The following is a 19,225-nucleotide window of genomic DNA, read 5'->3' as shown; positions in this document are numbered from 1 at the left end:
AACACTCCTTTACTGTTGTTATTTATTTATCTACCTAGTTTAAAATTGATCTAAAAATCTCATATCATTATCATATATTAGTCTAATGTCGTTTAATCCATATTTAACCATTGTCATTCTATCTATACCTAAACCAAAAGCAAACCCACTATATTCTTTTGAATCTATACCACAGTTTTCTAGTACGTTTGGATGAACCATCCCGCAACCTAGAAGCTCCATACTCCAGCCTGTTCCATTACATGAATCACAGCCATCTCCTTTGCATTTATGACATGATACATCTACCTCAGCACTTGGTTCTGTAAATGGGAAATCATGTGGCCTAAATCTTGTTTTCATTCCTTCTCCAAAGAGTTCTTTGATAAATAAATCTATTGTATGTTTTAAATTTGCCAATGTAACATTCTTGTCAACTACTAAACACTCAAGCTGATGGAACATTGGAGAGTGCGTATCATCTACATCATCTGATCTAAATGTCCTTCCTGCTGACACTATTTTAATTGGTGGTTTCACTTGCTTCATTACTCTTATTTGAACAGGTGATGTTTGTGTTCTGAGTAGTATTTTATCTGTTATATAAAATGTATCTGTCATATCTCTTGATGGATGGTTCTCCGGTGCATTCAGTGCATCAAAGTTATTATAAACAGTCTCTACCTCTGGGCCATCTACTACACTAAATCCCATATTAAGAAATATATTTTCAAGCTCCTCTTTTGTTTTCATAAGTGGATGACGATGTCCAAGCTTAACATCTTTGCTTGGTATTGTTATATCTATAGTTTCTTTGTCTAACTTTTTAGCAAGCTCTGCTTCTTGTAATCTAGTTTTAAGCTCTACAATAGCTGTCTCTATTTCATTTCTAACTACATTTGCAAGCTCTCCTATTACTGGTCTTTCTTCTTTTGATAGCTTCCCCATACCTCTAAGAACTTGTGTAAGTTCTCCTTTTTTTCCAAGATATTTAACTCTTATAGCGTCTACTTGTGCTAAATCAGAAGCTTCGTTGATTTCTTTTAATGCTATACTTTTTATTTCGTTAAGTTTCTCTTTCATTTGATTACTCCTTTCATTTTGTTGTATTTAATAATTTATAATCTGAATATAAAAAAACCTCCGTTCCTGCATAAATATACAGGGACGAAGGTTACTCCGCGGTACCACCCAAATAACACATCAATAAAGATGTATCGCTCATTTAATGTAACGGTAATTACCGACTAAGTTTACTATTATTTCAACTAAGTAGCTCCAGAGTGAACTTCAGTACTATAGGACTTAAAAATGCTTCCAGCTAGTTGCATTTTCTCTCTAAAAGTATTCTAATACCTACTCTCTCCTTCATAGCTTTTATATATTGTATTAGCTTGACATTAATTTTTTGTAAAGTATATAGGCATTTACCGAACCAGTTAATTTAAACAATTTCCAAAACAATTCAGCATCAAACATAAGATAAACACCCCTTCAATACTATTTAAGTAAATTATAGCACGAAGAATTGTAAATTACAAGCAATATGTAAACTAATTATTAAAATCTATTTCCTTAATTAATTTCTTTGCCTTGAAACCTCATACATCAATATTCCAGATGCTATTGCCGCATTTAGTGATTCTGCCTTGCCTTTCATAGGAATATTAACTGTAATATCTGAAGAATTTAAAAAATAATCACTAACGCCTTGCGCTTCATTTCCTATTATTAATGCTATGTTTTTTTTCAAATTTGCATCATAGCAGCTATAATCAGCATCGAGGGCAGTTGACATAATACTTATATTTTTTTGCTTTAATTTCTCTATTAGTTTGTTATTATCTTCATAATATGAAATATTAATATGAAATATTGAACCCATTGTCGATCTAACTGTTTTTGGGTTGTATAAATCGACACATCCTTTTGTCAATATTATAGCATTTACTCCCAATGCATCCGCTGTTCTGATTATCGACCCCATATTCCCTGGATCCTGTAATCTATCTAATATTATTATAAAATTATTTTCTTGTTTTAGTTCTATTTCGTTTTGCTTAATGTTAAAATTAACTACTGCAATTATTCCTTGGGGGTTCTCTGTTTCTGTAATATTATTCATCAACTTATCATCTATCATATAAGCTCTATATTGTTTATCTATACATAACTCTAGTAGTTTTATGCCTTCTTGTTTATCTTTGAAATCTTTTGTGTAGAGTAAGAAATCTATTTCTGCCGAGTTCATTATGGCTTCTCTTACTGAACGGATTCCATCTACTACAAATTTTTGCTCTTTCCATCTATCTTTTCTTTTACTTAATGCTCTAACTTGTTTTATTAATTTATTATTTAAGCTACTTATTATATTATCCATCTATAAACACCTAGCTATTTTTTTCTATTTTTTTAAGGTCTTTATTATCTCCAATTACTATTAATATATCACCATTCTGTATTACGTCCTCTGCATATGGACGTATATTTATGTCTTGCCCATGTTTTATAGCTATTACATTTATACCGTATTTCATTGGTAGTTGTAAATCTAGAAGCGTCTTTCCTTCCCACTCCTCTATTGCACTTATCTCTACTATGCTATAATCTGGCGCAAATTCAATATAGTCAAGTATGTTTGATGAAACTAGATTTCTTGCTACTCTCATACCCATATCTCTCTCTGGGAATACTACTCTATCTGCTCCTGCTTTTTCTAATACTCTACCATGAAGCTCGTTTTGAGCTTTTGCTATTACGTTCTTTACACCTAGTTCTTTTGCTATCAATGTAGCCATTATAGAAGCCTGAATATTTGATCCTATTGTAACTACTGCAACGTCAAAATTTCTAATACCTAGTGTTCTAAGTGTATTTTCATCTATAGCATCAGCTTGAACTGCATGTGTAACTTTTGTTGATATCTCTTGTATTCTTTCATCACTTTTATCTATTGCTAATACATCATAGCCTAAACTGTAAAGTGTCTCTGCTACACTTGTGCCAAACCTTCCACATCCTATGACAACAAATTGTCTCATTTGATCACACTCCTAACCAACTATTATTCTTTCTTCTGCGTATCTGTATACTCCCTTGTTTTCATTTCTCTTCTTTGCAAATGCAAATGCCATTGTCAATGGTCCTAATCTTCCTATAAACATAGTTACTGTTATTACTAATCTTCCTATTACTGTCAGCTCAGGTGTGAGTCCTCTGCTTAGTCCAACTGTAGCAAATGCAGATACTGTCTCGAATACTATATCTAAGAACGATCCTGCTTCTGTTATTGTTAATATCATAGTAACTAATATTACTATACTAAATGCAATTCCTGTTACTGCTATTGCTCTAAACACTAACTCTGTAGATACTCTTCTTTTTAGTATTTCTACATCTTTTTTACCTCGTATCACTGATATAATCGATAATACGATAGCTCCTATTGTAGTTGTTTTTATTCCACCCGCTGTTGAACCTGGTGAACCTCCTATAAACATCAATATGATTATAATAAATGCACTTGTGCTTGTTATAGCTCCCATGTCTATACTATTAAAGCCAGCTGTTCTAGGTACTATAGATTGAAAGATCGAAGCCAGTATTTTACCACCAAAAGATAGTTCTCCTAATGTTTGTGGGTTGTTGTATTCTAAAAACATTATCGCAAAGAAACCCAATACCAATAATATACCTGTAACCATCATAACAAGCTTGGTATGTAAAGACCATCTTTTAAATCTCTTCTGTGTTGTTATATCTATATATACTGTATAACCTAATCCTCCGATTATTACCAATAACCCAATTGTTATATTTACTATTGGACTACTTACAAATAGCTCCATACTAGTTCCTATTATATCAAAACCTGCATTACAAAAAGCTGATATAGAGTGGAATATTCCAAACCAAATACCCTGAGCTACTCCATAGATTGGAACGAATTTGAGGGATAGAAAAAAAGCCCCCAGTGCTTCTAACATCAGTGTCGATATTATGACGTATTTAGTCAGCTTAACTAATCCTGATAGTGTAAACTGGTTTAATTCTTCTTGTATTATCAATCTATCTTTTAATGTTATTTTTCTTCCTAGTAACAAGGCAACTAATGTTGCCATAGTCATAAATCCTAGCCCTCCAACTTGTATAAGTATGAGTATGACTATTTTACCAAACAATGTCCAATGAAGTGCTGTATTAACAACAACTAAACCTGTAACACAAACTGCTGATGAAGATGTAAATAATGCATCAATAAATCCTACACTTTTACCACTTACTGACGCCATAGGTAGATTCAATAATGTAGCACCTATAAGTATCAATGCTCCGAATCCAAGTACTAAAACTTGTGCTGGATTCAGTTTTAATTTCTCTATCGTATTATTCTCTATATTAATCATCCCCTAACTTTCTATCATATAGGAACATATCCACCTGATAATTCATACAATTTTAAATATCGCTGATTCTCTTATCATGTTTGAACAAATTTAATTTTCTATGAATAATCTGGTATCTTTTAATTATTACACTATTATACCACTTAATTGCATTGTTTAAAAGTAACGAATTAAATATTTAAATGTGTATACAATATATATTTTTATATTATACCTATTTTAATAGGATACTATCAGTTTTTGTTATAGATTATAAAAAAGCTCCGACAGCGAAGCTTTTATATGTTATATATTAGATTTTGCTAAATCGACTAATGTTTTGAAACCCTCTGCATCAAATATAGCCATTTCTGATAACATCTTTCTGTTTATTTGAACGTTAGCTTTTTTAAGCCCGTTTATGAATTTACTATAAGACATTCCATTCATTCTTGTTGCTGCGTTAATTCTAGAAATCCAAAGCTTTCTAAAATCTCTCTTCTTTAACTTTCTTCCTGTATATGCATAACTAAGAGATTTCATTACTGCTTGGTTAGCAGGTCTGAATAACTTGCTCTTAGCACCATAATATCCTTTTGCCAATTTCAATATTTTCTTATGCTTCTTCTTAGCATTAATTGCTTTTTTTACTCTAGCCATTTGTCTTTACCTCCTTTTCATCTTCTTAATTATAAGGCAATGAGCTCTTTAATCTCTTATAATCACTTGTACTTACTAATTTTGATTTTTTAAGTTGTCTCTTTCTCTTAGAAGTCTTTTTTCCTAATATATGATTTTTAAAGTTACTATTTCTCTTTAATTTTCCACTACCTGTTCTTTTAAATCTTTTTGCAACTCCTTTACGAGTTTTCATTTTTGGCATGCTTTTATCCTCCTCTCAATTACACCTAATTTTTCGGCATTAGGAACATTATCATATTTCTTCCCTCAAGTTTTGCTTTTTTCTCTATAGCACTTACTTCGGAAGTTAGCTCGGCAAATTTTTCTAATACTTCTTTACCTATCGCTGTATGTCCCATTTCTCTTCCTTTGAATCTAACTGTAACTTTTACTTTGTTACCACTTTCCAAGAACTTGATTGCTCTATTACTCTTAACTACTATATCATGCTCATCAATTCTTGGTGTTAGTCTAATCTCTTTTATATTAATTATTTTTTGGTTTTTCCTGGACTCTTTTTCTTTTTTCGCCTGTTCATATTTGTATTTACCATAATCCATTATCCTACAAACAGGTGGCTTTGCATTTGGTGCAACCTTTACTAAATCTAGCTTCTTTTCATCTGCCAATTCTTGCGCTCTCTTAACTGGTACTATGCCTAATTGATTTCCTTCTGCATCAATTAGTCTAACTTCTCTTTCCTTGATCTGTCCGTTAATCTGAAGATCTTTAATATTTAGACACCTCCTTGATTTAAATACACTCTTATTCTTCTATAATATAATAAAAGCGGATAATATAAATATTATCCGCATCATAAGCATACAAAACTAAACTAAATTATTAACCTTATTAGCCTCGCCATAAGGTGAGAAGCGGATAACTCCTACTTTATTATTATTTAACACTAATACAGTATATTCTATTTTAGACAAAATGTCAATGATTTATTATAAATTTTATTTTTATTTGTTCCTATTTTCTAATTCTTCTTTTAAATCTTCGTATCCTTTTTTACCAAGGAGCGCAAACATATTTTTCTTGTATGCCTCTACCCCAGGTTGATCAAATGGATTTACACCAAGCAAATACCCACTAATACCACATGCTTTTTGAAAAAAGTATATGAGTTGCCCAAAATAATATGCATCCATTTGTGGAATATTGAGAATTAGATTAGGAACACCTCCATCTATATGAGCTAAAAGTGTACCTTCATATGCTTTTCTGTTCACAAAATCTACGGTTTTATCGACTAGATAGTTTAACCCATCCAAATCCTCTGGATCTGCTTCTATTTTCATGCTACCATGTGAGTTTTCTATATTTATAACAGTCTCAAATAGTTCACGTCTACCATCTTGCAAATACTGCCCCATAGAGTGTAAATCTGTTGAAAAATCTACCGATGCTGGAAATATGCCTTTTCCATCTTTTCCTTCACTCTCACCAAATAATTGTTTCCACCACTCTGCTAAGTAGTGTATACTTGGTTCATAGTTTACTAACACTTCTATGTTTTTCCCTTTTTTGTGTAGCATATTTCTGGCTATTGCATATTTATAACACATGTTTTCGTTTATGTCTTCATTCATGTAATTTATTCTAGCATCTTTTGCGCCTTTCATCATATCATCTATATCTATCCCTGCTACTGCTATTGGAAGTAATCCTACAGGAGTTAACACTGAAAATCTTCCTCCTACATCGTCAGGTATAACAAATGTTTCATAACCTTCCTTAGATGCTAATTCTCTAAGAGCTCCTTTTGATTTGTCTGTAGTTGCATATATCCTTTTTCTTGCTCCTTCTTCTCCATAGCGTTCCTGCATGTATTTCTTTATTATTCTAAATGCTATCGCTGGTTCTGTAGTCGTTCCTGATTTTGATATAACATTAACACTTATTTCTTTGCCCTGTAATGTCTCTAATAAATCGTTTAAGTATTTTCCACTAATATTGTTACCTGCAAATATTATCTTGATATCATCTGTCATATTGTAAAAGGAATGACTAAGTGCTTCTATTGCAGCCCTAGCTCCTAGATACGATCCCCCTATACCTATTACTACCAATATATCGGAATCTTTTCTAATCTTTTTTGCTATATCTTTTATTCTGTCAAACTCTTTTTTGTCATAATTGATAGGGTAATCTACCCAACCTAAAAAATCATTTCCTGCTCCTGTTTTATCATGAAGCATTTTATGAGCAGCTAATACTTGCTCTTTTGCATATGCAAGTTCATGTTCTTTAATTGATGCATATTTATAATCAAAAAATATATTATTCATTTCATAGACCTCTCCTTCCTATTATATTATAACGTATAAATATCATTTTGCATTATAAAATAGAAATTATATTATTTTTATAATGTCATCTTTACCAGCTTCTACTTTTTCACCTGCATTTAATTTTATACTTTCATTTGCAGGCAAGTTAGTAATAATAATAGGTGTAATAAGTGAAGGTACTTTATCTTTAATCTTATCTATGTCTACCTTTAGTATAGATTGACCTGCTTTTATACTTTCTCCTTGAGTAACTAATGATTTAAAGCCTTCTCCTTTTAAATTGACTGTATCAATTCCAAAGTGAATAAGTACTTCATATCCATTTTCTGATGTAATCCCTATCGCATGTTTTGTAGGAAAAACTGTTGTTACTTCACCGTTTACTGGTGAAACTACATCTCCATTACTAGGATTTATCGCAAAGCCTTCTCCCATCATTCCATCAGAAAACACTTGGTCTGGTACATCTTTTAGTTCTAGTAATGTTCCAGTCACTGGGCAAACAAATTCTTCTTTTCCTTTTATTATATGCTTGTCTATTTTTATTTTATCTTCTTGATTTTGATAATCTATAATATTCTTCATTTGTGTTTTTAATTGATCTGATTTTGTTCCAAATATCGCTTGTATATTTTTATCTATTTCTAATACTCCTGTAGCTCCTAATGCTTTAAGTCTATTTTTATCCACTTTCTCTAAATCTTTAACACAAATGCGTAGACGAGTTATACATGCACCTAACTTACCAATATTTTCTCTGCCTCCTAATGCTTCTAGTACTTTTGATGCTAATTCATCTTTATCAACAATTTCTCTTGTTATCTCTACCTCATCTTCTTCTCTACCCGGTGTCTTTATATTCCACTTTCTAATTACAAAACGGAATCCAAAATAATAAATAATAAAAAATACTATTCCTACTGGTATTACTAGATACCACGGTGTTCTATTTGGTAATACTCCAAATAATATAAAGTCAATAACTCCACCAGAGAAGGTCATACCTATTTTAATATTTAGCAATTGCATAGTCATAAACGACAATCCTGCAAATACACAATGTACTGCAAATAACACTGGTGCTACAAATAAAAACGTAAACTCTAAAGGTTCTGTTATTCCTGTTAAAAATGAAGTAAGTGCTGCTGATGCCATAATCCCAGCTACTAGTTTTTTCTTCTCTGGTCTTGCTTCATGATACATCGCAAGTGCCGCTCCAGGTAATCCAAACATCATAAACGCAAATTTGCCTGTCATAAATGTTCCTGCCGTAAATGGAACTCCATCTATTAATTGTTTGAAGAATATAGTTTGATCTCCTCTTACTAAATCTCCAGCCTTTGTCACATACTCTCCAAATTCGAACCAAAACGGCGAATAGAAAATATGGTGTAACCCAAATGGTATCAATGCTCTTTCAATTACTCCAAATATAAATGCTGCTAAAGTTCTGTTAGCATTTATCATACTGCGAGAAAATGCATCTAATCCACCTTGTATATATGGCCATATAAGCATCATAACTGCTCCAAGTATGATGGATGATACTGCTGTGATAATCGGCACGAATCTCTTGCCAGCAAAAAAACCTAAGCTTGGAGGTAATTCGATATTATAGTATTTTTTATAGAGACTCGCTGCTATTATACCAATGATTATTCCTCCAAATACTCCTGTTTGTAAAGTTGAAATACCTAATACTTCTGTAAAAGCTTTAGTATTTTCTGCAATATCAGGTCTGATTGCAGGTACTAATACACCCATTGTCACATTCATAATCAAGTATCCTATTGTTGCTGCTATCCCTGCTACTCCTTCTCCGCCAGATAGCCCTACTGCTACTCCAATAGCAAATAATAATGGTAAGTTGCCAAATACAATTCCTCCTGTTTCAAACATCAGTTTAGCTATTAACTGAAATCCAGAGCCACCAAGAACTGGTATCTTATCTAATAAAAACGGGTTTTGAAGCGTAGCTCCTAATGCTAATATAATTCCTGCAGCTGGTAATAATGCAACTGGTAACATTAAAGCCTTACCTATTTGTTGTAATACTCCAAAAGCTTTTTTCATAATCAATATTCTCCTTTTTAATTGTTAATATTTTAGCGATCACTTAAAGCATTAACATTTTTTGATTAACTAATACAAAAAAAGGCATAAGTAAAAGAAAATAAAATAAGCATAGCCATCTATGTTTATTTTATTTCACTCTTTTACTCATGCCTAATCGAATTAGTAACACGTAAAATCATGATTATACATTGTTTATATTTTATCATAAAACGTTTTCTTATTCAATATTTTTTGACAAATTTCGCTTTGTATTGATCAATAGCTTATAAGGAATAAGTTCAAAGATATATATTAAACTTCCATACTATCTTTTAATCTATGTAAATGTAATGCTATATAACCTATTTCACTCTCTGGTATCTTAGAGCTATTCCATGTTCTTTCTATGATTTTAGATATATCGTATGCGACTTTATATTCAACCATCATCTCCTCCTTAATTTTAAGAAGCATTACATTTTTTATTGTTTTTTTATTTGTTATCCTATCTACTACCCCTTTTATATGCATAAAAAATCTTTTGTATTCAAAGGAACTTTTATCTATTATGATATTCAGTTTTTTCTGTACATAATTTACAATTGCATTCATCATCTTTGAGTTTGCGAGAGCTTCACTTTTATTTATTTGTCCTCTACCTCCATATATATGAAGAGTTAGAAACCCAATTTCTGCATCTGGTATATTTATTTTTAATCTTTCTTCTAATATATCGACAGCTTTTTGAGCTAAAACATATTCTTTAGGATATAACATTTTTGTTTCTACTAAAAATGGATTTATTATTTTTATACCTTTTTTTAGTCTTTGAATTGCAAAATCAATATGATCTATAAGTCCAACATGAATATTTGAATTAAGCTCTTCTCCTAATTCATTTTTTACCATCTCTATAATATCTTTAACTATTTCTATTATCTTGGGATCTACTTTGTTTAAAAAGTTTTCATATTCATTTTCTTTTAGGCCATTTAGTGATATAAATTTTTCTTCTATATTACTTACATCTTCTAGTATAGTTCCCTTTTTTTTATTGAATCCTATTCCTTTACCTACTAAGATATAGTTTTGTTCATTTTGACTGACAAGAACTACATTATTACTTAGTATCTTGACTATAGTGTATCTCTCCATTTTCTCCTCCCACACCTACTTATATGATGTATTTATTGTATTTCATTTTCAATGATTTATCAAATATTTGATTCTTTTTTTATAATATATTGCTTATAATCCTATTTAATTTGGTTACACTATAATTACAAAAGTATATAAAATGTGTATCCATAGATTAATAAATTAAAGCAAATAAGTTCATCTATATCATATTGTTCATGATTACCGTCTATGGATTAGTTTTTGTCTGAAACTATCATTGATATACTATAAATGACGATATAAGGTGGGAAGTAAATGAAAAAGAAAGTTACTTTAGTGCTATTTATAGTCAGCTTAGTCATTTCATCTTTTATTGCATATGAGAATCTATTTATCGGCAGTAATAGATTTGGTGCTTTTTTCAAAATGTTCATGTGGGTTTCAACTATTTGCTTACTTGTTTACTATTTAAAACAAGATGGTACTCCTCAATTAGTTCCATCTTCTATCCTAATGGAAAAAAAGTCTGATGACTCTAATAATGAAAATGGTAAATCTAACGTTTCTTTTGATGATGTTGCTGGTCTTGAAGAGATAAAAGAAGAACTTCACGAGATTATAGATTTCATTAATCACACTGAAAAATATAGGAAGATGGGAGCTAAAATCCCAAAGGGTATTTTGTTTTACGGTCCTCCCGGTACAGGTAAAACTCTTTTAGCAAAAGCTGTGGCCGGAGAAACTAATTCATTCTTTATCTATTCTAGCGGTTCTGAGTTTGTTGAAAAATATGTGGGTGTTGGAGCAAAGAGAATAAGGAATTTATATGAAAAAGCTAAGAAAAATGCTCCTAGTATAATTTTTATTGACGAATTAGATGCTATAGGGTGTAAAAGAAATTTAGATAGTAATAATGAAAAAGATCAAACTCTTAATCAACTATTAGTAGAAATGGATGGTTTTAATGATAACAGTAATATAGTTGTTATCGGTGCTACTAATAGATTGGATTTGCTGGATGAGGCTCTTCTTAGACCTGGTAGGTTTGATAGACACATATACGTTGGCAACCCAAATTCTAAAGCTAGAGAGGAAATTTTTAAAGTCCATATGAAAAATAAACCTATTGATGCTAGCGTTAAAATAAAAGACCTCTCTAAAAAAACTCATGGATTTTCTGGTGCTCAATTAGCTAATATCGCCAACGAGGCCGCAATACTAGCAGTAAGGCACAACAAACATAAAATAGATATTGTAGACTTCAACGCTGCTATCGAAAGAGTTGTAGCTGGCTTAGAAGTTAAACATCCCACTATATTGGAAAAGGAAAAACGGATAGTTGCTTATCATGAATCTGGTCATGCATTGATTGGGAGAATCTTGAGTGTTGATATGATACAGAAAATATCTATCATACCTAGAGGTCAAGCATTAGGTTATGTTTTAAAATTCCCCGATGAAGAAAGATATCTACATACAGAAAGCGATCTAGTAAGCAAAATTAAAGTTTTACTTGGAGGTAGAGCTGCTGAGAAAATAATATATAATGAGGTCACTACTGGGGCTAAAGACGATTTGGTAAAAGCATCTGAAATAGCTGAAAAAATGGTATGTGAATATGGAATGAGCTCTATTGGCAATATAGCCATTAAAGATAAATACAAGTACTACAATAGAAAAAAGATAGAGGATGAAATCAAAAAAATAATTGATTCTTCTTATAAAGATGCTTTAAATATCATTAATAATAATTTAAAGTTATTGCATGAAATATCTGCTTATTTACTTGAGCATGAAACTATGGATTCTGAACAATTGGAAACAATCTTTGCCAAAGAAAAAAGAGATGTATTTAATACTGCTACATAAAATACTTTACATGGAGTGTAGTGTGCAGTAAAATAATATAATAGTTAAAAAATGGTGTAGGGAAACCACACCATTTTTTGTGCTATTTTGATGAGCATAATTGTTTTTTAACCATAATATATTCTAGCTTATTTGTTTCTTCATTGAGCTGCTCATTTATAACTGTAAATCCTACATGTTTATAAAATTCTACTGCTTGTAGATTATCTTTGTATACTGCTAGAGTAAGTTCACCATAGATATCCATTGAATGTTGAATCAGTTTTTTTCCTATACCTTTTCCTTGAGTATTTACATCTACGAATATGGCACCTATAAATTCTTTGTTTATAATACTAATAAACCCTAAGATGGTTTTGTTTTCTAGATATACATATACGTCACTTAGAGGAATATACTTATCTTTTATATCTTCATAATTGCTGTTCCAATAGTCTTCAGGAATAAAAGGATGTGCCTTAATGGTCGATCGTAACCATAATTGCATGATGTTTTCTATTTCGTGTGCTGTTTTCTTAATTTTTCTAATCATTATAATTCTCCTTTGGTTTTTCTCATGATTGAATCAGGACATTTGATCCAAAACATGGTAATATGTGTAGGTTGTTGTTGTATACATTTTTATCCATAGAGAACTTTGCGACTATCAAGATGAGCTGATGACTAATTAATCTTGTAATACAATATAAATTAGAAAAAATTATGCGCAACACACAAACTTAAAGATGTTGAAATTATAAACCAGTATTGATAAGTGGATAACTAACCTAAAATAGATTAAAGAATTAATAGTATCACAAACAGGCTTAGTCACTAAGCTTTAAATGGATTGATTAAAATGAAATTCTAAAAAATAAATTAATTGTTATCTGTGCATCAATACCTCACTTTTCTATTAGTATGGATATAATAACATGAAATTCGAGTTACTGTCAACAGGAGTGAATATTTACAAATATAAGCTATAGCAGCATTTATCAGATACAGATGTATTCACATACGTTGAAGTCGTTGTAGGTAACAACTTAAAAAGCACTTTTTATTATGCTTTAGCTGCTCTTTCACTCTTTGACTTTCTAATTACGTTGATAGATTCTACCAACATCCATAGCTCTAACACCACTATTATTATGCCTATTATGAATAACAACCAATCTGATTTATTATAAAAATTCTTTATATTATAAAGCATTCCCCAGCCTGTCATTGCCATCATAAATATCATTGGTATTATTGTGAATACTATAGATTTACCTCTTTTAGCTAAATAAACAGTTATTATCATCAGTGCAAGGCCTGCTAGAAGTTGATTTGTTGCTCCAAACAATGGCCATAATATCATAGCTCCTGCTCCGCCTGGTTTTGCAATTGAAAGTAATACTGCTGTTATTACTGCAAAAAGCGTAGCTCCATGATTAGTAGTTAGAGGTTTTATTTTCATAGTTTCTGCGATTTCTGCAACTACATATCTTTGCATCCTAGTTGCTGTATCTAGTGTAGTCGCCGCAAAACTTACTACAAACACTGCTAGTATAGTTTTTGCAAATGCTACACTTATACCTATTCCTTCCATAAAGCTTGCTCCACCATCTATAAAAGCTCCTAGCTTTGCTCCTAATGAACTTGCATTAGACCAATCTATATATCTGGCTGTCCAAGCCGTAGTATCTCCTAAGCCTGCTGTACATGCAAGTATTACTAGTATGGCCAATGCTCCCTCTAGTAACATACCACCATATCCGATCTGCATTGCATCTTGCTCGTTATCCAACTGTTTTGATGACGTCCCTGAAGAAACTAAGCTATGGAATCCTGATATAGCGCCACAAGCTATTGTTATAAATAAGAACGGCATCATGGATGGTGCTCCTTTTACGCTTGTTCTTATAGCTGGTGCTACTATTGAAGGTTGCACTACTACTAATCCTAATATTAGCAATCCCATTGCTATAAGTAACTCGTGAGAATTAATATAATCTCTAGGTTGCAAAAGTTTTTGTACTGGCAATGCCGATGCTATATATGCATATATCATCAATATCACTACCCAGACTATTATTGGTTCCATACCAAAAATACTCATCATCTGAAAATCATTTATATATTTAGCTCCTATCCATATTGTCAAATACATAATCGCCACTGCTATAATAGATAAAATTGTAACGTTTTTGTTTTTCTTGTAAACTAGATGTCCTAAAATTAAAGCTATAGGTATTTCCATCCATACTGGAAAAACTGATGCTGGATACATTATAAATAATTTTCCTATGATCATTGCAAAAATTGCAATAACTATTAATAATAAGAAAAATATGATAGCTAAAAACAGATTTCTCGAAGTAGGACTCACTATATCTGATGTTATATCTCCAAGAGATTTTCCTTTGTTACGTGATGATATGATTAATGCTCCAAAATCATGTACTGCTCCTATAAATATTGAACCTACTACCACCCAAATAACTGCTGGTACCCAACCCCAGATTACTCCTATGGCTGGTCCTACTATTGGGCCTGTCCCTGATATGGATGTAAAGTGATGTCCAAACAAAATTTTTCTCTTTGTCGGAACATAGTCTACTCCGTCTTTCATATAATGTGCTGGTGTAACGTTGCTTCCTGTTAGCTCAAAAAGTTTTCTACTAACAAATTTGCCATATGTGTTATATGCAAGTATAAATCCAGCATAAGTAAGTATGGCTAATACCAAAGCATTCATACGAATCCCTCCAACAATTTATTTTTATCACACCTTAATTATACTACTCATTTCTGTATTTCCAACCTTTATTTTACATGTTTGTTTTATATTTTTATTTGCATAGTTAAAAACACTACTCAACCTGTATGATTAAGTAGTGTTTGAATCTTTTATTCTATAATATTACGTATTATCGTTACTTTTTTTAAGTACTACTGTTACTTCTGACCTATTATGAAATAACTGTCTTACTCCTAATATATCATACCAATCACTTAATTGATTAAGTGCATTATTTGTAATTGTTTGCCACCTTTTATTTGGTAGTTTTAATGTCATAATCGCGATACCACCGTCGTTCAAATATTTAGATGCCATACCCATTAATGATATTGAATCTTTTACGTTCATTTTCATATCGTTGACTATTACGTCAAATTTATTATTTTTTCTCAAATATTTTTGAGCAAGCCCTTTAAAATGAATTACATTGGGGTTTTTAGCTATAGATTTGTTAAGCTTTGCTGGATCTACTGCTACCACCTTTAAATCGTGTTTCAATAAAACCCTTGTCCAACCACCTGGTGCTGCTCCTAAATCTAACGCTGTCTTGTATTTATCTAAGTCTAAATCAAAGACATCTATGGCTTCTAAGAGCTTAAATTCTGCTCTACTGATAAGATTTTTATCTTTTCTATATTTACACTCTCCCGCGCACCAATCACTCAGATTATATGATGCATTTGATACTCCTAAGAGAGCCTCTTCATCTGTGTTAGTAATAGATATAATCTGCTCTGGATTCTTTACATCCTGCTTAAATCCTAAATTTTCTAATTTCTGTGCAAGACCTCTACTAATATCACTTCTTTTATAATCAAACTTTACATCACTACAAAGTCTAGCTTGTACCGAAAATGTTTTACCACTATCTAGCAAATCTTTAATCTCATCTATTTGTTCAATTATAATATTTATATCTTCTATGCTCTTTCTTATATCTATTTCCATGTTTACAGGACATATATGTCTTGTAAATATCATATTATCTTCTTTAAACGCTTTTGCTATTTTTATAAACGAAGTATGTAGATTTACCAACCCTATCCCTTTGTCTATCCACCTTTCAAAGGTTATATCTTTAAATTTTTTTATTATTTCATTCAACGCCATTTCACTTGAAAGCGTATCTGAAGTGAATAACAACTTATTTACTTTACGCATATTTTATATGTCCTTTCTAAGTCTAATCAACAATTATTTTATTATTATTACTAGTATACCTTGAACAAGTCCAATTAAAAAACCTAAAAGACCACCTAAAAGTTCTATGTGTTTTAATTCCTTCTTTGCTAATTTTACTATTATATCTTCTAGTTTACTTATTTCAAAAGAATTTATTTTCTCTTCTATTAACTGTGCTATACATATTTTTGTTGATGCTTTGTCTAGTGCTTTTTGTAAGAAATCCTCTAGTATTTTTCTACCCTCTTTGTCTATCATGTCAGAAATATAGGTTTTTATACTGCTTTTAAACATATTAGGTATTATACTTGGCATTTTTTCGTCTATTAATTTGAGTATCTTTGCTTTTATCTGCTTTTCTATTTTATCGATTTCTTCATCGGTTATCAATGTATTAAATATCTCTTCTATGTCAATTAACTCTTCTTCTATTATCTGTCCTATGCTTTTAGCAATATCTTTTCTTCTTTTTGGTATAAGTCCTTGTAGTTCATAATTAATAATGGGAATTTTTACAGCCTTATACGGCCTAAATATTAATTTTATTGCTATTATGTTTGTAATCCAACCAATTATCGCTCCTATTATAGACATGCTAAGTACGATTAGTATATTCAAAATCAACTCACCTCTTTTGTATTATTATCTTTATAAGCTATATTATTATAACATATTTTTCACACTATAATATCAAATTATAAATTAATTTTTTGAATTCTTCAAGATATAATTTTAAAGAATATATATTTTTCATTTAAATTTCATGAATTTAACAAACAAGCAGGATGTCTCATGAGACATCCCTAGCTCTTTTTGTTATTTCTCTTTTATAAGTATACCCTTTAATTTATTAATTAACGAGGAACAAAAATTATATTCTCTACAAATTTCTACTTTGTCTTCAAATACATTATTTATGATTTTAATTATCCCGTCTAATTTTCTATGCTCATCTATATGCATTATAACCTTTTTAGGTGCTATGGTTATTAGAGAGCTAATCAGCAGATCATCATAATTAACATCATTCTCTGACATTTCTTCAACTATTTCTTTTAAGTAATCGTTATTTATTATTTGATCTTTGTCATCGTATAATAAGTACTTACCATCATTTTCTATTACTACATTAATAACGTCTATTTTTGGTTCTTGTATTTCTACAAAATATTTTAGGATTTTGACAAATTCATTGAACTCTTTTTCCATAAAGTAATCTTCAACAGCTCTTTCGATAGTATTATCGATATAATCAATAAAAAATCTTAATCTAAATTTTATAAAACCTTCCATTATCATATAATCACTATTTTGTAGAAACTGCCTTATTCTATCTTTTATCATTACTCTGTACTGTGCTATTTCTGATACTTGATTTAAGCTATCTTCATCAATTATTTCATTAGTTTTGTTGTATACTGATTTTTTTTCAATGCTATCAAGGTAATAACAAGAAAAATTAATTCTATCTTGCACTATCTTATTTTTATAAATTTTCAATATAACATCCAACAAGCCACTTGATAAATTTTCGGAGAATTTGGAAATTAAATTTTTATCATAATTATCGTTTTTTGTGTGAAAATTATAAATATAAGTATCACCAATTTGGTCAATAGTCTTACAAAACTGATCAAATTCTTTTGTTTCAATTTTATTTTTTAATATATAATCTATGTTACTTATGTTTTCTTTGAAAGCTATTGAAAGAAATTCCATTTTGCATCTCCTTTCTGTAATAGTAGTTTATGCTTATATAAATGCTATATTCGTTTTATTGCTTAGTATTAATTGTACCTTAAAGTAATAATTGAACCGATATCAATAATTTTTTTTAAACTTAAAAAATTTGGTTCTTTCCCATATTTTTTTATAAATTTAAAAATCTCATCTATGTTTGGATGGTCTATTAGTTTACCTGAAAAAGAAACCTCATTCTGATTCAAACAAAAAGTAGCTCCACCAATAAAACCATAATCAAAACCTGGTAGTTCTATAAAACCTTCTTTGATATAGCAAACATCTATGCCTAATTGGGTTAGTTTTTTATGTATTGTAGCATCAGATGTTATTATTGCTTTTTCTGAAATTATTGCAGTTGAGCATTTTGTATAGCCCTGTTTCACATTGACAAACTGAATATTTTCTTTTTCAAAATAGTACTTGAGTACAGTATCCATTTTTTCAATTTTATGTACTGCATAATTCTGAACTCTTGCTACATTATATGCAATATCATCTGGATAGTTTCTACTTAATACCTTTTCTCCTCTAATTATATTTAAAGGCTTGTTTTTTAATAATTCTTTATAATAATTATAAACATTAGGTGCTACTACTATGGTACTAGGATTAACTGGATGCATCACCATGTCCGGATGGTAGGCTATAGGCTCAAGTATATCATCACATTTAACGGTTTTTATAATATCTATATTTCTATTTTTAAAATAATTTATCAAAGATTGATCTGCATTTGCATCAATAACTGCTAAATCAATTTTTTCATTAAATAAAAACGGATTTTTCATAGTATTCTCCTATATTCTTATTTTGTTTATATTATACTACCTCTTGCAAAATTTATCTTATTAAATTTGAGCAAAATAAAAAAAACTTCATAAAGAAGTTTTTTCATGGAGGCGGCACCCAGATTCGAACTGAGGGTAAAGGATTTGCAGTCCTCTGCCTTACCACTTGGCCATGCCGCCATATTTGGAGCGGAAGACGAGATTCGAACTCGCGACCCTCGCCTTGGCAAGGCGATGCTCTACCACTGAGCCACTTCCGCATTCTTGTTTTAAAATAAATGGTGCCCAGAGGCGGAATCGAACCACCGACACGGGGATTTTCAGTCCCCTGCTCTACCGACTGAGCTATCTGGGCTAGTT

General features: G+C 30.8%; 18 protein-coding genes, 3 tRNA genes and 2 other annotated features. Of the genes, 1 reads left to right on the top strand and 20 read right to left on the bottom strand.

Annotation, left to right across the window (positions count from 1 at the left end):
• Positions 1–39 precede the first annotated feature (39 nt).
• From pheS to P3X86_RS18015, 11 genes are all read right to left on the bottom strand, one after another.
• Positions 40–1,062 (bottom strand): phenylalanine--tRNA ligase subunit alpha, encoded by a 1,023-nt coding sequence (pheS, locus tag P3X86_RS18065; protein ID WP_483294127.1) that lies wholly within the window; start codon positions 1,060–1,062, stop codon positions 40–42.
• Between the two features lie 77 nt (positions 1,063–1,139).
• Positions 1,140–1,360: a binding site (T-box leader), on the bottom strand.
• An 8-nt stretch (positions 1,361–1,368) separates the two neighbouring features.
• Complete coding sequence (locus P3X86_RS18060) at positions 1,369–1,458, bottom strand: YqzL family protein (RefSeq protein ID WP_483294126.1); 90 nt, start codon at positions 1,456–1,458, stop codon at positions 1,369–1,371.
• A gap of 100 nt (positions 1,459–1,558) precedes the next feature.
• Positions 1,559–2,359 carry a 23S rRNA (guanosine(2251)-2'-O)-methyltransferase RlmB gene (gene rlmB, locus P3X86_RS18055; protein ID WP_483294125.1) on the bottom strand — a complete coding sequence of 267 codons (801 nt, stop codon included), beginning with the start codon at positions 2,357–2,359 and terminating at the stop codon, positions 1,559–1,561.
• A gap of 10 nt (positions 2,360–2,369) precedes the next feature.
• Positions 2,370–3,020 (bottom strand): potassium channel family protein, encoded by a 651-nt coding sequence (locus P3X86_RS18050; RefSeq protein WP_483294124.1) that lies wholly within the window; start codon positions 3,018–3,020, stop codon positions 2,370–2,372.
• 12 nt (positions 3,021–3,032) lie between these two features.
• Positions 3,033–4,385, bottom strand: coding sequence for a TrkH family potassium uptake protein (locus P3X86_RS18045; RefSeq protein WP_483294123.1), 1,353 nt, complete (start codon positions 4,383–4,385; stop codon positions 3,033–3,035).
• Positions 4,386–4,670: 285 nt separating this feature from the next.
• Positions 4,671–5,024, bottom strand: a complete 354-nt coding sequence (gene rplT / locus P3X86_RS18040) for a 50S ribosomal protein L20 (protein ID WP_483294122.1) — start codon at positions 5,022–5,024, stop codon at positions 4,671–4,673.
• A gap of 25 nt (positions 5,025–5,049) precedes the next feature.
• Positions 5,050–5,247: a 50S ribosomal protein L35 gene (rpmI, locus tag P3X86_RS18035; protein ID WP_483294121.1), complete on the bottom strand. Its 198-nt coding sequence runs from the start codon at positions 5,245–5,247 to the stop codon at positions 5,050–5,052.
• Positions 5,248–5,272: 25 nt separating this feature from the next.
• Positions 5,273–5,779, bottom strand: a complete 507-nt coding sequence (infC, locus tag P3X86_RS18030; RefSeq protein ID WP_483294152.1) for a translation initiation factor IF-3 — start codon at positions 5,777–5,779, stop codon at positions 5,273–5,275.
• Positions 5,780–5,820: 41 nt separating this feature from the next.
• Positions 5,821–5,943: a sequence feature (ribosomal protein L20 leader region), on the bottom strand.
• A 67-nt stretch (positions 5,944–6,010) separates the two neighbouring features.
• On the bottom strand, positions 6,011–7,339 hold the full coding sequence (locus P3X86_RS18025; RefSeq protein ID WP_483294120.1) for a glucose-6-phosphate isomerase: 1,329 nt from the start codon (positions 7,337–7,339) through the stop codon (positions 6,011–6,013).
• A gap of 66 nt (positions 7,340–7,405) precedes the next feature.
• Positions 7,406–9,418, bottom strand: a complete 2,013-nt coding sequence (gene ptsG / locus P3X86_RS18020) for a glucose-specific PTS transporter subunit IIBC (protein ID WP_483294151.1) — start codon at positions 9,416–9,418, stop codon at positions 7,406–7,408.
• Between the two features lie 291 nt (positions 9,419–9,709).
• Positions 9,710–10,552 (bottom strand): PRD domain-containing protein, encoded by an 843-nt coding sequence (locus tag P3X86_RS18015; protein WP_483294119.1) that lies wholly within the window; start codon positions 10,550–10,552, stop codon positions 9,710–9,712.
• Between the two features lie 279 nt (positions 10,553–10,831).
• Here P3X86_RS18015 and ftsH point away from each other — a divergent pair, with 279 nt between their 5' ends.
• Positions 10,832–12,385 carry an ATP-dependent zinc metalloprotease FtsH gene (ftsH, locus tag P3X86_RS18010; RefSeq protein WP_483294118.1) on the top strand — a complete coding sequence of 518 codons (1,554 nt, stop codon included), beginning with the start codon at positions 10,832–10,834 and terminating at the stop codon, positions 12,383–12,385.
• Between the two features lie 82 nt (positions 12,386–12,467).
• On the opposite strand, the gene P3X86_RS18005 is transcribed toward ftsH, so the two are convergent.
• The 9 genes from P3X86_RS18005 to P3X86_RS17965 form a co-directional block, all read right to left on the bottom strand.
• Positions 12,468–12,917 carry an N-acetyltransferase gene (locus tag P3X86_RS18005; RefSeq protein WP_483294117.1) on the bottom strand — a complete coding sequence of 150 codons (450 nt, stop codon included), beginning with the start codon at positions 12,915–12,917 and terminating at the stop codon, positions 12,468–12,470.
• Between the two features lie 510 nt (positions 12,918–13,427).
• Entirely contained in the window at positions 13,428–15,107 is a 1,680-nt protein-coding gene (locus P3X86_RS18000) for a carbon starvation CstA family protein (RefSeq protein WP_483294116.1), read from the bottom strand.
• Between the two features lie 165 nt (positions 15,108–15,272).
• On the bottom strand, positions 15,273–16,313 hold the full coding sequence (locus P3X86_RS17995; RefSeq protein WP_483294115.1) for an SAM-dependent methyltransferase: 1,041 nt from the start codon (positions 16,311–16,313) through the stop codon (positions 15,273–15,275).
• Positions 16,314–16,346: 33 nt separating this feature from the next.
• A complete protein-coding gene (locus P3X86_RS17990) occupies positions 16,347–16,952 on the bottom strand; it encodes a DUF445 domain-containing protein (RefSeq protein WP_483294114.1) in 606 nt (201 codons plus the stop codon).
• Between the two features lie 198 nt (positions 16,953–17,150).
• The gene (gene ytxC / locus P3X86_RS17985; protein WP_483294113.1) at positions 17,151–18,053 is read right to left on the bottom strand and encodes a sporulation protein YtxC; all 903 of its coding nucleotides are present in this window, start codon (positions 18,051–18,053) and stop codon (positions 17,151–17,153) included.
• 68 nt (positions 18,054–18,121) lie between these two features.
• A complete protein-coding gene (locus P3X86_RS17980) occupies positions 18,122–18,865 on the bottom strand; it encodes a DUF6873 family GME fold protein (protein WP_483294112.1) in 744 nt (247 codons plus the stop codon).
• Positions 18,866–18,971: 106 nt separating this feature from the next.
• Positions 18,972–19,045: transfer RNA gene (locus P3X86_RS17975), tRNA-Cys, on the bottom strand.
• A gap of 5 nt (positions 19,046–19,050) precedes the next feature.
• Positions 19,051–19,125, bottom strand: a tRNA-Gly gene (locus tag P3X86_RS17970).
• A 19-nt stretch (positions 19,126–19,144) separates the two neighbouring features.
• Positions 19,145–19,220: transfer RNA gene (locus tag P3X86_RS17965), tRNA-Phe, on the bottom strand.
• Positions 19,221–19,225 lie beyond the last annotated feature (5 nt).

Source organism: Abyssisolibacter sp. ZYX002 (assembly GCF_056892235.1).
Note: the sequence above shows the minus strand (reverse complement) of the source record. Positions and strands in the feature narration are given on the sequence as shown.

What these genes read in the sequence shown, in the direction of transcription:
- pheS (WP_483294127.1), bottom strand. Translation starts at nt 1,062, where the DNA reads ATGAAAGAGAAACTTAACGAAATAAAAAGTATAGCATTAAAAGAAATC.
- P3X86_RS18060 (WP_483294126.1), bottom strand. Translation starts at nt 1,458, where the DNA reads ATGTTTGATGCTGAATTGTTTTGGAAATTGTTTAAATTAACTGGTTCG.
- rlmB (WP_483294125.1), bottom strand. Translation starts at nt 2,359, where the DNA reads ATGGATAATATAATAAGTAGCTTAAATAATAAATTAATAAAACAAGTT.
- P3X86_RS18050 (WP_483294124.1), bottom strand. Translation starts at nt 3,020, where the DNA reads ATGAGACAATTTGTTGTCATAGGATGTGGAAGGTTTGGCACAAGTGTA.
- P3X86_RS18045 (WP_483294123.1), bottom strand. Translation starts at nt 4,385, where the DNA reads ATGATTAATATAGAGAATAATACGATAGAGAAATTAAAACTGAATCCA.
- rplT (WP_483294122.1), bottom strand. Translation starts at nt 5,024, where the DNA reads ATGGCTAGAGTAAAAAAAGCAATTAATGCTAAGAAGAAGCATAAGAAA.
- rpmI (WP_483294121.1), bottom strand. Translation starts at nt 5,247, where the DNA reads ATGCCAAAAATGAAAACTCGTAAAGGAGTTGCAAAAAGATTTAAAAGA.
- P3X86_RS18025 (WP_483294120.1), bottom strand. Translation starts at nt 7,339, where the DNA reads ATGAATAATATATTTTTTGATTATAAATATGCATCAATTAAAGAACAT.
- P3X86_RS18015 (WP_483294119.1), bottom strand. Translation starts at nt 10,552, where the DNA reads ATGGAGAGATACACTATAGTCAAGATACTAAGTAATAATGTAGTTCTT.
- ftsH (WP_483294118.1), top strand. Translation starts at nt 10,832, where the DNA reads ATGAAAAAGAAAGTTACTTTAGTGCTATTTATAGTCAGCTTAGTCATT.
- P3X86_RS18005 (WP_483294117.1), bottom strand. Translation starts at nt 12,917, where the DNA reads ATGATTAGAAAAATTAAGAAAACAGCACACGAAATAGAAAACATCATG.
- P3X86_RS18000 (WP_483294116.1), bottom strand. Translation starts at nt 15,107, where the DNA reads ATGAATGCTTTGGTATTAGCCATACTTACTTATGCTGGATTTATACTT.
- P3X86_RS17995 (WP_483294115.1), bottom strand. Translation starts at nt 16,313, where the DNA reads ATGCGTAAAGTAAATAAGTTGTTATTCACTTCAGATACGCTTTCAAGT.
- ytxC (WP_483294113.1), bottom strand. Translation starts at nt 18,053, where the DNA reads ATGGAATTTCTTTCAATAGCTTTCAAAGAAAACATAAGTAACATAGAT.
- P3X86_RS17980 (WP_483294112.1), bottom strand. Translation starts at nt 18,865, where the DNA reads ATGAAAAATCCGTTTTTATTTAATGAAAAAATTGATTTAGCAGTTATT.